Here is a 12,778-nt window from a genome sequence, read left to right as displayed (position 1 = left end):
ACTTAGAACTCCAGCCCAGCTTCACGAGCAGCATCAGCCAGCGCTTTCACGCGACCGTGGTACTTGAAGCCAGAGCGGTCGAAAGCCACTTGCGAGACGCCAGCGGCCTTAGCACGCGTAGCGACCAGCTGGCCAACCTTTGTGGCCGCGTCGATGTTGCCAGTGGCACCATCACGCAGTTCTTTATCCAAAGTCGAGGCGCTTGCCAGGACTTTGTTGCCGTCGGCCGAGATGACCTGGGCGTAGATGTGCTGCGACGAGCGGAACACGCAGAGACGCACGACTTCGAGTTCGTGCATTTTCAGGCGTGCTTTGCGAGCGCGACGCAGTCGAGTAACTTTTTTGTCGGTCATTTGCTATGCCCTACTTCTTCTTGGCTTCTTTACGACGGACGACTTCGTCCGCGTAGCGCACACCTTTGCCTTTGTACGGCTCTGGTGGACGGAAGTCGCGGATCTCAGCGGCCACCTGACCTACCAGCTGCTTATCAATACCCTTGATCAGGATATCGGTCTGGCTAGGGGTCTCAGCGGTGATGCCTTCCGGCAGTTCGTAATCCACTGGGTGCGAGAAGCCAAGGGCCAGGTTCAAAACCGTGCCTTTTGCTTGCGCTTTGTAACCAACACCGACCAGCTGGAGCTTACGCTCGAAGCCTTGGCTTACGCCTTGGACCATGTTGTTTACCAACGCACGCGTGGTACCGGCCATTGCGCGAGTTTGTTGATCGCCATTGCGAGCAGCGAAACGCAGCTCACCAGCTTCTTCAACGATCTCAACGGACGAATGGATGTTCAGTTCAAGAGTGCCCTTGGCACCCTTCACCGAAAGCTGTTGGCCTGCGAATTTTACTTCGACACCGGCTGGCAGCTTAACGGGGTTCTTAGCGACGCGAGACATGCTTATCCCCCCTTAGAACACAGTGCAAAGAACTTCGCCGCCGACACCGGCAGCGCGCGCAGCACGATCCGTCATCACACCTTTGTTGGTGGAGACGATAGACACGCCCAGACCGCCACGAACTTTCGGCAGATCTTCAGCGGACTTGTACTGACGCAGGCCTGGACGGCTAACGCGCTTCACTTCCTCGATGACCGAACGGCCTTCGAAGTACTTCAGCTCGATGGACAGCAGTGGTTTTGTTTCGCTGCTGATCTGATAACCCGCAATGTAGCCTTCGTCTTTCAGGACTTTGGCAACAGCTACCTTCAACTTGGAAGATGGCATGCTTACGACGGACTTTTCAGCCATCTGGGCATTACGGATACGAGTTAGCATGTCCGCTAACGGGTCCTGCATACTCATGGGCTAGACGCTCCTAATACAAAAAAATTAGCCTTGCGGCTACATATGTCGCCGAGAATCTCCGAGCATAGAAAACACGGGCTCAGGCGAGCCGGGTATTCTAGACACACTCCGGAAATGAAACAAGCCCCAAAAGGGGCTTGTTCCAGATTCAAGGTCACCGGTGGTCAGTATCTTGCGACGCAGACCACCCGGACTTCGAAAGTACTTACCAGCTGGCTTTAACCAGACCTGGCACGTCACCACGCATTGCCGCTTCACGCAGTTTGTTACGGCCGAGGCCGAACTTGCGGTAAACGCCGTGTGGACGACCGGTCAGGCGGCAGCGGTTACGCATGCGCGAAGCGCTTGCGTCACGTGGCTGCTTCTGCAGAGCAACTGTAGCTTCCCAACGCGCTTCTGGACTTGCGTTCAGATCAACGATGATTGCTTTCAGTGCTGCACGCTTCTTGGCGTACTTGGCAACCGTGAGCTGACGCTTCAGCTCGCGGTTTTTCATGCTCATCTTGGCCATGGTCCTACTCCAATCAGTTGCGGAACGGGAATTTGAAAGCACGCAACAGGGCGCGACCTTCATCATCGTTCTTGGCAGTGGTGGTCAGGGTGATGTCCAGACCGCGGAGAGCATCGATCTTGTCGTAGTCGATTTCCGGGAAGATGATCTGCTCTTTCACGCCCATGCTGTAGTTACCACGACCATCGAAGGACTTGGCATTCAGGCCGCGGAAGTCGCGAACCCGAGGCAGGGAGATCGACAGCAGACGATCCAGGAATTCGTACATACGCTCACGGCGCAGAGTCACTTTGACGCCGATCGGCCAACCTTCACGGACTTTAAAGCCAGCGATGGATTTCCGAGCGTAAGTCACAACGACTTTTTGACCGGTGATCTTTTCCAGGTCAGCAACAGCGTGCTCGATGACTTTTTTGTCGCCGATCGCTTCGCCCAGACCCATGTTCAGGGTGATTTTGGTAACGCGCGGAACTTCCATCACGTTCCCGAGCTTAAGTTCTTCCTTAAGCTTGGGGGCGATTTCCTTCCGGTAAATCTCTTGTAGTCGTGCCATGGTCTTATCTACCTAGCAGTGTTCAAGCATCAACCGCTTTTTGGGTCGACTTGAAGACACGAATTTTCTTACCGTCTTCTACTTTGAAACCAACACGATCAGCCTTGTTGGTTTCGCCGTTGAAGATGGCGACGTTAGAAGCGTGCAGTGGCGCTTCTTTCTCGACGATACCGCCTTGTACGCCCGACATCGGGTTAGGCTTGGTATGACGCTTGACCAGGTTCAGACCACCAACGACCAGACGGTCATCAGCAAGAACCTTCAGCACCTTACCGCGCTTACCTTTGTCTTTGCCGGCGATCACGATGATCTCGTCGTCACGACGAATCTTTTGCATGTCGGATCTCCTTACAGCACTTCTGGGGCGAGCGAGACGATCTTCATGAACTTCTCAGTACGAAGTTCACGGGTCACTGGCCCAAAGATACGGGTGCCGATCGGCTCTTGCTTGTTGTTCAGAAGAACAGCAGCGTTGCCATCAAAGCGGATAATGGAGCCATCTGCACGGCGTACGCCGTGACGAGTGCGGACTACAACAGCAGTCATCACTTGGCCTTTTTTCACTTTACCGCGAGGAATTGCTTCCTTGACGGTAACTTTGATGATGTCACCGATACCAGCGTAACGACGATGGGAGCCACCCAGCACCTTGATGCACATAACACGGCGAGCGCCGCTGTTATCGGCCACATCGAGCATGGATTGAGTCTGAATCATATAATTTCTCCGACCCCTAGTCCTTAGACTTCCACAGCGCGTTCGAGAACATCAACCAGTGCCCAAGACTTGGTCTTGGCCAGCGGACGAGTTTCACGAATAGTGACTTTGTCGCCGATGTGGCACTGGTTGGTTTCGTCGTGCGCGTGCAGCTTAGTCGAACGCTTAACATATTTACCGTAGATCGGGTGCTTAACGCGACGCTCGATCAAAACGGTGATGGTTTTGTCCATCTTGTCGCTGACAACACGGCCAGTCAGCGTACGGACAGTCTTTTCGGCTTCAGCCATGATCACTTACCTGCCTGCTGGTTGAGCACAGTCTTCACGCGAGCGATGTCACGCTTAACTTGCGAGAGCAGATGAGACTGCCCCAACTGGCCAGTTGCTTTCTGCATACGCAGATTGAACTGGTCGCGCAGCAAGCCGAGCAGTTGCTCGTTCAGCTGCTGTGCGGATTTTTCACGAAGTTCATTCGCTTTCATCACATCACCGTCCGTTTAACAAAGGCGGTGGCGAGCGGCAGCTTTGCAGCAGCCAGGGCAAAAGCCTCACGCGCCAGCTCTTCAGTTACACCCTCGATTTCATACAGGACTTTACCTGGCTGAATCTGGGCTACCCAGTATTCCACGTTACCCTTACCTTTACCCATCCGAACCTCGAGAGGCTTTTTGGAGATCGGCTTGTCCGGGAATACACGGATCCAGATCTTGCCGCCACGTTTTACGTGACGGGTCAGAGCACGACGCGCTGACTCGATCTGACGAGCGGTGAGACGACCACGAGCTACAGACTTCAGCGCGAACTCGCCGAAGCTGACTTTGCTACCGCGCTGTGCCAGACCACGGTTGTGGCCTGTCATCTGCTTGCGGAACTTCGTACGCTTAGGTTGCAACATTTGGCGTACCCCTTACTTAGCAGCTTTTTTACGAGGCGCTGGTGCTTGTGGTTTCAGTTCTTCTTGGCGACCACCAATTACTTCGCCTTTGAAGATCCAAACCTTTACACCGATCACACCGTAAGTGGTGTGAGCTTCGTAGTTGGCATAGTCGATGTCGGCACGCAGGGTGTGCAGTGGCACACGACCTTCGCGATACCATTCAGTACGTGCGATTTCAGCACCGCCGAGACGACCGCTCACTTGGATTTTGATGCCTTTGGCACCAATGCGCATGGCGTTCTGCACGGCGCGCTTCATAGCGCGACGGAACATTACGCGACGCTCCAGCTGCTGAGCTACGCTCTGCGCAACCAGCATACCGTCGAGCTCCGGCTTGCGGATCTCTTCGATATTGATGTGCACAGGCACACCCATTTGCTTGGTCAGGTCCTGACGCAGTTTCTCAACATCTTCACCTTTCTTCCCGATAACGATACCTGGACGAGCGGTGTGGATGGTGATACGTGCAGTTTGTGCCGGACGATGGATATCGATACGGCTTACGGACGCGCTTTTTAGTTTGTCTTGGAGATACTCACGCACCTTCAGATCAGCGAACAAATAGTCCGCATAAGTCCGACCGTCTGCGTACCAGACGGAGGTGTGCTCCTTGACGATTCCCAGGCGAATGCCAATGGGATGTACTTTCTGACCCATCTCTTCGACTCCGTTACTTGTCAGCAACCTTGACAGTGATATGGCAAGACCGCTTGACGATGCGATCAGCACGGCCTTTGGCACGTGGCATGATGCGCTTCAGCGAACGCCCTTCGTTGACGAAAACGGTGCTGACCTTCAGGTCATCAACGTCTGCGCCTTCGTTATGCTCGGCGTTGGCTACGGCCGACTCCAGCACTTTCTTCATGATCTCGGCGGCTTTCTTACTGCTGAAAGCCAACAGGTTGAGCGCTTCGCCCACCTTCTTCCCGCGGATCTGGTCGGCGACCAAGCGGGCTTTCTGGGCGGAGATTCGAGCGCCCGACAACTTAGCGGCTACTTCCATTTCCTTACCCCTTAACGCTTGGCTTTCTTGTCTGCCACGTGCCCACGATAAGTGCGGGTACCGGCAAACTCGCCTAGTTTGTGGCCGACCATGTCTTCGTTAACGAGAACTGGGACGTGTTGACGACCGTTGTGTACTGCGATGGTCAAACCGACCATTTGTGGCAGGATCATCGAACGACGCGACCAGGTCTTAACTGGTTTGCGATCGTTCTTTTCCGCCGCCACTTCGATCTTCTTCAGTAGGTGAAGATCAATAAAAGGACCTTTTTTCAGAGAACGTGGCACTGTCGTATCCCTCTATTTACTTGCGACGACGGACGATCATTTTGTCGGTACGCTTATTACCACGAGTCTTCGCGCCCTTAGTCGGGAAGCCCCATGGCGATACCGGATGACGACCACCAGAGGTACGACCTTCACCACCACCGTGTGGGTGGTCAACCGGGTTCATGGCAACACCACGAACGGTTGGGCGAACGCCACGCCAGCGTTTGGCACCAGCTTTACCCAGCGAACGCAGGCTGTGCTCGGAGTTCGAGACTTCACCCAGGGTCGCGCGGCATTCAGCCAGCACTTTACGCATCTCACCAGAACGCAGACGCAGGGTCACGTAGACACCTTCACGAGCGATCAGCTGAGCCGAAGCACCAGCGGAACGAGCGATTTGCGCGCCTTTACCTGGCTTCAATTCGATGCCGTGTACGGTGCTACCAACTGGAATGTTGCGCAGTTGCAGAGCGTTGCCCGGCTTGATCGGTGCCAAAGCACCTGCGATCAGCTGGTCGCCAGCGCTCACGCCTTTAGGGGCGATGATGTAGCGACGCTCGCCATCTGCGTACAGCAGCAGAGCGATGTGAGCAGTACGGTTTGGATCGTATTCGATACGCTCGACAGTGGCAGCGATGCCATCTTTGTCGTTGCGACGGAAGTCGACCAGACGATAATGCTGCTTATGGCCACCACCGATGTGACGAGTGGTAATACGACCATTGTTGTTACGACCACCAGTCTTCGATTTCTTCTCGAGCAGCGGTGCGTGAGGAGCGCCTTTATGCAGCTCCTGGTTGACCACCTTGACCACAAAACGGCGGCCAGGGGAAGTCGGTTTGCATTTAACGATTGCCATGATGCACCCCTTCCTTACTCAGCACTGCTGCTGAAATCGAGATCTTGGCCTGGCTGAAGGGAGATAACTGCCTTCTTCCAGTCATTACGCTTGCCCAGACCGCGAGCAGTGCGCTTGCTCTTACCCAGAACATTCAGGGTAGTAACACGCTCAACTTTCACGCTGAACAGGCTTTCGACGGCCTTCTTGATTTCCAGCTTGGTTGCGTCAGTTGCAACCTTGAAAACGAACTGGCCTTTCTTGTCAGCCAGAACCGTAGCCTTTTCGGAAACGTGCGGGCCAAGCAGAACTTTAAATACGCGTTCCTGGTTCATCCCAGCAGCTCCTCGAATTTCTTCACGGCCGACACGGTGATCAACACCTTGTCGTATGCGATCAGACTAACTGGATCGGAACCTTGCACGTCACGTACATCAACGTGTGGCAGGTTACGAGCAGCCAGGTACAGGTTCTGATCAACAGCTTCAGACACGATCAAAACGTCGGTCAGGCTCATGTTGTTCAGTTTGCCCAGCAGATCTTTGGTTTTTGGACTTTCAACAGCGAAGTCCTGAACCACGACCAGACGATCAGTACGCACGAGTTCAGCAAGGATGGAGCGCAGTGCTGCGCGGTACATCTTCTTGTTGAGCTTCTGAGTGTGATCCTGAGGACGAGCTGCGAAAGTGGTACCGCCGCCACGCCAGATTGGGCTACGGATAGTACCGGCACGAGCACGGCCAGTACCTTTCTGACGCCAAGGGCGCTTACCGCCACCACGTACGTCGGAACGGGTCTTTTGCTGCTTGCTACCTTGACGGCCGCCGGCCATGTAGGCCACGACTGCTTGGTGAACCAGCGTCTCGTTGAATTCGCCGCCAAATGTCAGTTCGGAAACTTCGATCGCTTGAGCGTCATTTACATTTAATTGCATGTCAGCTTCCCCTTAACCGCGAGCCTTGGCCGCTGGACGTACAACCAGGTTGCCGCCAGTAGCGCCAGGAACAGCACCCTTGACCAACAACAGATTGCGTTCAGCGTCGACGCGCACTACTTCGAGGGACTGCACGGTCACGCGCTCAGCGCCCATATGACCGGACATTTTTTTGCCCTTGAATACACGACCAGGAGTCTGGCACTGGCCAATAGAGCCCGGGACGCGGTGGGAAACGGAGTTACCGTGAGTGTTGTCTTGACCACGGAAATTCCAACGCTTGATCGTACCCTGGAAGCCTTTACCTTTGGACTGACCGGTTACATCAACCAGTTGACCAGCGGCGAAGATTTCAGCGTTGATCAGATCGCCAGCCTGGTAGTCGCCGTCTTCGAGACGGAACTCCATAACAGTGCGACCAGCTGCAACGTTTGCTTTAGCGAAGTGACCTGCTTGAGCAGCAGTCACGCGCGAAGCACGACGCTCGCCGACAGTGACTTGCACTGCACGATAGCCATCGGTTTCTTCAGTTTTGAACTGGGTGACGCGATTCGGTTCGATCTCAATGACCGTGACCGGAATGGAGACACCTTCTTCGGTGAAAATACGGGTCATACCGCATTTACGACCGACTACACCAATAGTCATGTTGTAAACCTCATGAGTGTACGGGGCTTTCACCCGCTATGGCCGCCCATTTCAGAGCGTTACACGACTAAGACCCAAGTCTTAGCCGAGGCTGATCTGTACTTCCACACCGGCCGCCAGATCGAGCTTCATAAGTGCATCAACGGTTTTATCCGTTGGCTGGACGATGTCCAGTACGCGCTTATGAGTACGGATCTCGTACTGGTCACGCGCGTCTTTGTTGACGTGCGGGGAGACCAGAACGGTGAACCGCTCTTTACGGGTAGGCAGTGGAATTGGACCACGCACTTGAGCACCAGTACGTTTCGCGGTTTCCACGATTTCCTGGGTGGATTGGTCGATCAGGCGATGGTCAAAAGCCTTCAACCTGATACGGATTTGCTGATTTTGCATTGGATTTCAGACTCCGGCTGCTATTCCCAGCGAGCGCAATACGCCCGTTAAAAGGAGGCGCAATTCTATAGACGGCCCTGATAGGTGTCAACCCAATAAAAAAGGCCCCCGCTGAGCGGGGGCCTCTTCAAAACATCAAGGCTATCTCGGAAGAGATAATTACTCGATGATTTTAGCTACAACGCCAGCACCAACGGTACGGCCGCCTTCACGGATAGCGAAGCGCAGACCGTCTTCCATTGCGATGGTTTTGATCAGGGTAACAACCATTTTGATGTTGTCGCCTGGCATAACCATTTCAACGCCTTCCGGCAGTTCGCAGTTACCAGTCACGTCAGTAGTACGGAAGTAGAACTGTGGACGGTAGCCTTTGAAGAACGGAGTGTGACGACCGCCTTCTTCTTTGCTCAGCACGTACACTTCAGCTTCGAACTTGGTGTGCGGCTTAACCGAACCTGGCTTAACCAGAACCTGGCCACGCTCAACGTCGTCACGCTTGGTACCACGCAGCAGAACGCCGCAGTTCTCGCCAGCACGACCTTCGTCGAGCAGCTTACGGAACATTTCAACACCGGTGCAGGTGGTGACGGTAGTGTCACGCAGACCAACGATTTCCAGTGGATCTTGAACCTTAACGATACCGCGCTCGATACGACCAGTTACAACAGTACCGCGACCGGAGATCGAGAATACGTCTTCGATTGGCATCAGGAACGGCTTGTCGATAACACGAACTGGATCTGGGATGTAGCTGTCCAGAGTTTCAACCAGTTTACGAACGGACGTGGTGCCCATTTCGTTATCGTCTTTGCCTTCCAGAGCCATACGAGCAGAACCGATGATGATCGGAGTGTCGTCGCCTGGGAAGTCGTAAGTGCTCAGCAGATCGCGCACTTCCATCTCAACCAGTTCCAGCAACTCAGCGTCGTCTACCAGGTCAGCCTTGTTCAGGTAAACCACGATGTACGGAACGCCTACCTGACGGGACAGCAGGATGTGCTCACGGGTTTGTGGCATCGGACCATCAGCGGCCGAGCAAACCAGGATAGCGCCGTCCATCTGAGCAGCACCGGTGATCATGTTCTTCACATAGTCAGCGTGACCTGGGCAGTCAACGTGAGCGTAGTGACGGATCAGCGAGTTGTATTCAACGTGCGCGGTGTTGATGGTGATACCACGAGCTTTCTCTTCTGGTGCGCTGTCGATTTTATCGAAATCAACGATTGCGGAACCGAATACTTCGGAGCAAACGCGAGTCAGAGCAGCAGTCAGAGTGGTTTTACCGTGGTCAACGTGACCGATGGTGCCAACGTTGACGTGCGGTAGGGAACGATCAAATTTTTCTTTAGCCACGACAATTAACTCCTTGCCTAAAGGACTGAATCAGCCTTGTTTTTTGGATACAGTTTCAGCGATGTGCGCCGGAGCTGTGTTGTATTTTTTGAATTCCATAGAGTAGCTTGCGCGACCCTGAGACATGGAGCGAACGTCGGTCGCATAACCGAACATCTCACCCAACGGAACCTCGGCGCGAATCACTTTGCCGGAAACCGTGTCTTCCATACCCAAGATCATGCCGCGACGACGGTTAAGGTCGCCCATGACATCACCCATATAGTCTTCAGGTGTAACAACTTCTACCGCCATGATTGGCTCAAGCAACTCACCACCGCCCTTCTGGGCCAGTTGCTTGGTTGCCATGGAAGCAGCCACCTTAAACGCCATCTCGTTGGAGTCGACGTCGTGGTAAGAACCGTCAAAAACGGTTGCTTTCAGGCCGATCAGCGGATAGCCGGCAACAACACCGTTCTTCATCTGCTCTTCGATACCCTTCTGGATAGCCGGGATGTATTCCTTAGGAACAACACCACCAACTACTTCGTTCACGAATTGCAGACCTTCCTGACCTTCGTCAGCAGGAGCAAAACGGATCCAGCAGTGACCGAACTGACCACGACCGCCGGACTGACGAACGAACTTGCCTTCGATTTCACAGTTCTTCGTGATGCGCTCACGATAGGAAACCTGAGGCTTACCGATGTTGGCTTCGACGTTGAACTCACGGCGCATCCGGTCAACCAAGATGTCCAGGTGCAGCTCGCCCATGCCGGAGATGATCGTTTGACCAGTCTCTTCATCAGTCTTGACGCGGAAAGATGGATCTTCCTGAGCAAGCTTGCCCAGAGCGATACCCATTTTTTCCTGGTCATCCTTGGTCTTAGGCTCTACGGCAACCGAAATAACCGGCTCCGGGAAGTCCATGCGAACCAGGATGATTGGCTTAGCAGCGTCGCACAAAGTCTCACCCGTGGTGACGTCCTTCATGCCGATCAGGGCCGCGATGTCACCAGCGCGTACTTCCTTGATCTCTTCACGGGCGTTTGCGTGCATTTGCACCATACGACCCACGCGCTCCTTCTTACCTTTAACCGAGTTGATCACGCCGTCGCCGGATGCCAACACGCCCGAGTAAACGCGGACGAAGGTCAAGGTACCCACGAATGGGTCGGTAGCGATCTTGAACGCCAGGGCCGAGAACGGCTCGCTGTCGTCTGCATGACGCTCCATCTCTTCTTCCTCGTTATCAGGGTTGGTACCCTTGATAGCAGGAATGTCGGTTGGAGCAGGCAGGTAGTCGATCACAGCATCGAGAACCAGGGGAACGCCCTTGTTCTTGAACGAAGAACCGCAAACAGCCAAGACGATCTCACCAGCGATAGTACGCTGACGCAGAGCGGCCTTGATTTCCGCGTTGGTGAGTTCTTCACCTTCGAGGTACTTGTTCATCAGCTCTTCGCTGGCTTCGGCAGCAGCCTCAACCATGTTGTTGCGCCACTCGTCAGCCAGCTCCTGCAGTTCTGCAGGGATAGGCTTACGAACAGGAACCATACCTTTGTCGGAATCATTCCAGTAAACAGCTTCCATGTTGATCAGGTCGATCTGACCCTGGAAGTTGTCTTCGGAACCGATAGCCAATTGGATTGGCACCGGAGTATGACCCAGACGCTGCTTGATCTGACCGATCACGCGCAGGAAGTTAGCACCAGCACGGTCCATCTTGTTTACGTAAACAAGACGAGGAACGCCGTATTTGTTGGCTTGACGCCATACGGTTTCCGACTGAGGCTCAACACCCGAGGTACCGCAGAACACAACGACAGCGCCGTCGAGTACACGCAGGGAACGTTCAACTTCAATGGTGAAGTCTACGTGGCCTGGGGTATCGATTACGTTGAAGCGGTGCTCGTCTTTGTACTGCTTCTCGGAACCTTTCCAGAAGGCGGTAATAGCAGCAGAAGTAATGGTAATACCACGCTCCTGCTCCTGAACCATCCAGTCTGTGGTCGCGGCGCCGTCATGCACCTCGCCCATTTTGTGACTTTTGCCGGTGTAAAACAGTACGCGCTCGGTGGTGGTGGTTTTACCAGCATCCACGTGAGCAACGATACCGATGTTACGGTAGCGGCTAATCGGAGTAGTACGAGCCATAAAGCCCTCGCAAAATTAGTGAAGCTAAGATTAGAAGCGGTAGTGCGAGAAAGCTTTGTTAGCTTCAGCCATACGGTGCACGTCTTCACGCTTCTTAACAGCAGCACCTTTACCTTCAGCAGCGTCCAACAGTTCGCCAGCCAAACGCAGAGCCATAGACTTCTCGCCGCGCTTACGGGCGAAGTCTACCAACCAGCGCATTGCCAGAGCGTTACGACGGGACGGACGAACTTCGACCGGAACCTGGTAAGTAGCACCGCCTACACGGCGCGACTTCACTTCGACCAGCGGAGCGATGGCGTCGAGAGCTTTCTCGAAGATTTCCAGGGGGTCGCTGTTCTTGCGTTCTTTAACCTTTTCCAGCGCGCCATAAACGATACGCTCGGCAACGGCTTTCTTGCCGCTTTCCATCACGTGGTTCATGAACTTGGCCAGAATTTGGCTTCCGTATTTTGGATCGTCAAGCACTTCGCGCTTGGCTGCTACGCGTCTTCTTGGCATGGATAAGCCCTCAAACGGTCTTCAGGTTCGCTCGGAATCAGTGCCCTTTCGGGACGCCTCCGACCTTACTCTTATCGACTCAGAAAATAAGATGATTCAGTTTTACAAAAAGCCGCTACTACTTAGGCTTCTTGGTACCGTACTTCGAACGACCCTGGTTACGACCTTTAACGCCGGAAGTATCCAAGGAGCCGCGTACGGTGTGGTAACGAACACCTGGCAAGTCTTTTACACGACCGCCGCGGATCAGTACCACGCTGTGCTCTTGCAGGTTGTGGCCTTCACCGCCGATGTACGAGGAAACCTCGAAACCGTTGGTCAGGCGCACACGGCATACTTTACGCAGTGCCGAGTTAGGTTTTTTCGGCGTAGTGGTATACACGCGAGTGCATACGCCACGACGTTGCGGGCAGTTCTGCAGCGCAGGTACGTCGGATTTCTCGACGATACGCTTACGCGGCTGACGTACCAGCTGGTTGATAGTTGCCATCTACTAGCTCCACTGTTGTCTTGCGACGCTATTGTCTTGCAAGAAAAGCAAAATGGCAGGAACGAATTCCCGCCAAATTTAGGGGTACAAGAGTCTAAAGAGGATCTTGTCCCCAGTCAAGGCAAGGCCCCGACCTCCCCTCTCATCGAAGCGGGGCAAAATTGCCTCGATCCGACGAATGGGGCTGC

General features: G+C 54.1%; 22 protein-coding genes. All 22 read right to left on the bottom strand.

Features of this window, described 5'->3' with window-relative positions:
- Positions 1-2: 2 nt before the first annotated feature.
- The gene (gene rplR / locus ACM530_RS13100) at positions 3-353 is read right to left on the bottom strand and encodes a 50S ribosomal protein L18 (protein WP_003186037.1); all 351 of its coding nucleotides are present in this window, start codon (positions 351-353) and stop codon (positions 3-5) included.
- Positions 354-363: 10 nt separating this feature from the next.
- Positions 364-897, bottom strand: coding sequence for a 50S ribosomal protein L6 (rplF, locus tag ACM530_RS13095; protein WP_003176412.1), 534 nt, complete (start codon positions 895-897; stop codon positions 364-366).
- Positions 898-909: 12 nt separating this feature from the next.
- On the bottom strand, positions 910-1,302 hold the full coding sequence (gene rpsH / locus ACM530_RS13090; RefSeq protein ID WP_010566853.1) for a 30S ribosomal protein S8: 393 nt from the start codon (positions 1,300-1,302) through the stop codon (positions 910-912).
- 208 nt (positions 1,303-1,510) lie between these two features.
- Complete coding sequence (gene rpsN / locus ACM530_RS13085; RefSeq protein WP_003176414.1) at positions 1,511-1,816, bottom strand: 30S ribosomal protein S14; 306 nt, start codon at positions 1,814-1,816, stop codon at positions 1,511-1,513.
- 13 nt (positions 1,817-1,829) lie between these two features.
- Positions 1,830-2,369, bottom strand: a complete 540-nt coding sequence (gene rplE / locus ACM530_RS13080) for a 50S ribosomal protein L5 (protein WP_003194642.1) — start codon at positions 2,367-2,369, stop codon at positions 1,830-1,832.
- Between the two features lie 22 nt (positions 2,370-2,391).
- Positions 2,392-2,706 (bottom strand): 50S ribosomal protein L24, encoded by a 315-nt coding sequence (rplX, locus tag ACM530_RS13075; protein ID WP_007896770.1) that lies wholly within the window; start codon positions 2,704-2,706, stop codon positions 2,392-2,394.
- A gap of 11 nt (positions 2,707-2,717) precedes the next feature.
- On the bottom strand, positions 2,718-3,086 hold the full coding sequence (gene rplN, locus ACM530_RS13070; protein ID WP_002555479.1) for a 50S ribosomal protein L14: 369 nt from the start codon (positions 3,084-3,086) through the stop codon (positions 2,718-2,720).
- Between the two features lie 23 nt (positions 3,087-3,109).
- Positions 3,110-3,376 (bottom strand): 30S ribosomal protein S17, encoded by a 267-nt coding sequence (gene rpsQ / locus ACM530_RS13065; protein ID WP_003176419.1) that lies wholly within the window; start codon positions 3,374-3,376, stop codon positions 3,110-3,112.
- A 2-nt stretch (positions 3,377-3,378) separates the two neighbouring features.
- Positions 3,379-3,570, bottom strand: a complete 192-nt coding sequence (rpmC, locus tag ACM530_RS13060; protein ID WP_002555481.1) for a 50S ribosomal protein L29 — start codon at positions 3,568-3,570, stop codon at positions 3,379-3,381.
- Positions 3,570-3,983 (bottom strand): 50S ribosomal protein L16, encoded by a 414-nt coding sequence (gene rplP, locus ACM530_RS13055; RefSeq protein ID WP_003232424.1) that lies wholly within the window; start codon positions 3,981-3,983, stop codon positions 3,570-3,572. Before rplP ends, rpmC begins: the two co-directional genes overlap by 1 nt.
- A 12-nt stretch (positions 3,984-3,995) precedes the next feature.
- A complete protein-coding gene (gene rpsC, locus ACM530_RS13050; RefSeq protein ID WP_003176422.1) occupies positions 3,996-4,682 on the bottom strand; it encodes a 30S ribosomal protein S3 in 687 nt (228 codons plus the stop codon).
- 13 nt (positions 4,683-4,695) lie between these two features.
- Positions 4,696-5,028 carry a 50S ribosomal protein L22 gene (rplV, locus tag ACM530_RS13045; RefSeq protein WP_003103908.1) on the bottom strand — a complete coding sequence of 111 codons (333 nt, stop codon included), beginning with the start codon at positions 5,026-5,028 and terminating at the stop codon, positions 4,696-4,698.
- Positions 5,029-5,039: 11 nt separating this feature from the next.
- On the bottom strand, positions 5,040-5,315 hold the full coding sequence (gene rpsS, locus ACM530_RS13040; protein WP_002555486.1) for a 30S ribosomal protein S19: 276 nt from the start codon (positions 5,313-5,315) through the stop codon (positions 5,040-5,042).
- Positions 5,316-5,331: 16 nt separating this feature from the next.
- The gene (gene rplB / locus ACM530_RS13035; protein ID WP_003210080.1) at positions 5,332-6,156 is read right to left on the bottom strand and encodes a 50S ribosomal protein L2; all 825 of its coding nucleotides are present in this window, start codon (positions 6,154-6,156) and stop codon (positions 5,332-5,334) included.
- Positions 6,157-6,170: 14 nt separating this feature from the next.
- Positions 6,171-6,470 carry a 50S ribosomal protein L23 gene (rplW, locus tag ACM530_RS13030; protein WP_002555488.1) on the bottom strand — a complete coding sequence of 100 codons (300 nt, stop codon included), beginning with the start codon at positions 6,468-6,470 and terminating at the stop codon, positions 6,171-6,173.
- Positions 6,467-7,069, bottom strand: coding sequence for a 50S ribosomal protein L4 (gene rplD / locus ACM530_RS13025; RefSeq protein WP_017135963.1), 603 nt, complete (start codon positions 7,067-7,069; stop codon positions 6,467-6,469). Before rplD ends, rplW begins: the two co-directional genes overlap by 4 nt.
- 12 nt (positions 7,070-7,081) lie before the next feature.
- Positions 7,082-7,717: a 50S ribosomal protein L3 gene (rplC, locus tag ACM530_RS13020; protein ID WP_003194649.1), complete on the bottom strand. Its 636-nt coding sequence runs from the start codon at positions 7,715-7,717 to the stop codon at positions 7,082-7,084.
- A gap of 81 nt (positions 7,718-7,798) precedes the next feature.
- Positions 7,799-8,110 (bottom strand): 30S ribosomal protein S10, encoded by a 312-nt coding sequence (rpsJ, locus tag ACM530_RS13015; RefSeq protein WP_003186070.1) that lies wholly within the window; start codon positions 8,108-8,110, stop codon positions 7,799-7,801.
- A 159-nt stretch (positions 8,111-8,269) separates the two neighbouring features.
- The gene (gene tuf, locus ACM530_RS13010) at positions 8,270-9,463 is read right to left on the bottom strand and encodes an elongation factor Tu (protein WP_003176426.1); all 1,194 of its coding nucleotides are present in this window, start codon (positions 9,461-9,463) and stop codon (positions 8,270-8,272) included.
- Between the two features lie 30 nt (positions 9,464-9,493).
- Complete coding sequence (fusA, locus tag ACM530_RS13005; RefSeq protein ID WP_106580215.1) at positions 9,494-11,599, bottom strand: elongation factor G; 2,106 nt, start codon at positions 11,597-11,599, stop codon at positions 9,494-9,496.
- A gap of 30 nt (positions 11,600-11,629) precedes the next feature.
- Entirely contained in the window at positions 11,630-12,100 is a 471-nt protein-coding gene (gene rpsG / locus ACM530_RS13000) for a 30S ribosomal protein S7 (RefSeq protein ID WP_002555493.1), read from the bottom strand.
- Positions 12,101-12,218: 118 nt separating this feature from the next.
- The gene (gene rpsL, locus ACM530_RS12995; RefSeq protein WP_002555494.1) at positions 12,219-12,590 is read right to left on the bottom strand and encodes a 30S ribosomal protein S12; all 372 of its coding nucleotides are present in this window, start codon (positions 12,588-12,590) and stop codon (positions 12,219-12,221) included.
- Positions 12,591-12,778 lie beyond the last annotated feature (188 nt).

It is taken from the genome of Pseudomonas sp. NFX183, from assembly GCF_047943075.1.
GTDB lineage: Bacteria > Pseudomonadota > Gammaproteobacteria > Pseudomonadales > Pseudomonadaceae > Aquipseudomonas.
The sequence above is the reverse complement of the archived record's forward strand: the minus strand, read 5'-3'. Positions and strand labels throughout refer to the sequence as shown.

Bases quoted from the DNA above. Each gene is read 5' to 3' on its own strand.
- rplR (WP_003186037.1), bottom strand. From the start codon at position 353: ATGACCGACAAAAAAGTTACTCGACTGCGTCGCGCTCGCAAAGCACGC.
- rplF (WP_003176412.1), bottom strand. From the start codon at position 897: ATGTCTCGCGTCGCTAAGAACCCCGTTAAGCTGCCAGCCGGTGTCGAA.
- rpsH (WP_010566853.1), bottom strand. From the start codon at position 1,302: ATGAGTATGCAGGACCCGTTAGCGGACATGCTAACTCGTATCCGTAAT.
- rpsN (WP_003176414.1), bottom strand. From the start codon at position 1,816: ATGGCCAAGATGAGCATGAAAAACCGCGAGCTGAAGCGTCAGCTCACG.
- rplE (WP_003194642.1), bottom strand. From the start codon at position 2,369: ATGGCACGACTACAAGAGATTTACCGGAAGGAAATCGCCCCCAAGCTT.
- rplX (WP_007896770.1), bottom strand. From the start codon at position 2,706: ATGCAAAAGATTCGTCGTGACGACGAGATCATCGTGATCGCCGGCAAA.
- rplN (WP_002555479.1), bottom strand. From the start codon at position 3,086: ATGATTCAGACTCAATCCATGCTCGATGTGGCCGATAACAGCGGCGCT.
- rpsQ (WP_003176419.1), bottom strand. From the start codon at position 3,376: ATGGCTGAAGCCGAAAAGACTGTCCGTACGCTGACTGGCCGTGTTGTC.
- rpmC (WP_002555481.1), bottom strand. From the start codon at position 3,570: ATGAAAGCGAATGAACTTCGTGAAAAATCCGCACAGCAGCTGAACGAG.
- rplP (WP_003232424.1), bottom strand. From the start codon at position 3,983: ATGTTGCAACCTAAGCGTACGAAGTTCCGCAAGCAGATGACAGGCCAC.
- rpsC (WP_003176422.1), bottom strand. From the start codon at position 4,682: ATGGGTCAGAAAGTACATCCCATTGGCATTCGCCTGGGAATCGTCAAG.
- rplV (WP_003103908.1), bottom strand. From the start codon at position 5,028: ATGGAAGTAGCCGCTAAGTTGTCGGGCGCTCGAATCTCCGCCCAGAAA.
- rplB (WP_003210080.1), bottom strand. From the start codon at position 6,156: ATGGCAATCGTTAAATGCAAACCGACTTCCCCTGGCCGCCGTTTTGTG.
- rplW (WP_002555488.1), bottom strand. From the start codon at position 6,470: ATGAACCAGGAACGCGTATTTAAAGTTCTGCTTGGCCCGCACGTTTCC.
- rplD (WP_017135963.1), bottom strand. From the start codon at position 7,069: ATGCAATTAAATGTAAATGACGCTCAAGCGATCGAAGTTTCCGAACTG.
- rplC (WP_003194649.1), bottom strand. From the start codon at position 7,717: ATGACTATTGGTGTAGTCGGTCGTAAATGCGGTATGACCCGTATTTTC.
- rpsJ (WP_003186070.1), bottom strand. From the start codon at position 8,110: ATGCAAAATCAGCAAATCCGTATCAGGTTGAAGGCTTTTGACCATCGC.
- fusA (WP_106580215.1), bottom strand. From the start codon at position 11,599: ATGGCTCGTACTACTCCGATTAGCCGCTACCGTAACATCGGTATCGTT.
- rpsG (WP_002555493.1), bottom strand. From the start codon at position 12,100: ATGCCAAGAAGACGCGTAGCAGCCAAGCGCGAAGTGCTTGACGATCCA.
- rpsL (WP_002555494.1), bottom strand. From the start codon at position 12,590: ATGGCAACTATCAACCAGCTGGTACGTCAGCCGCGTAAGCGTATCGTC.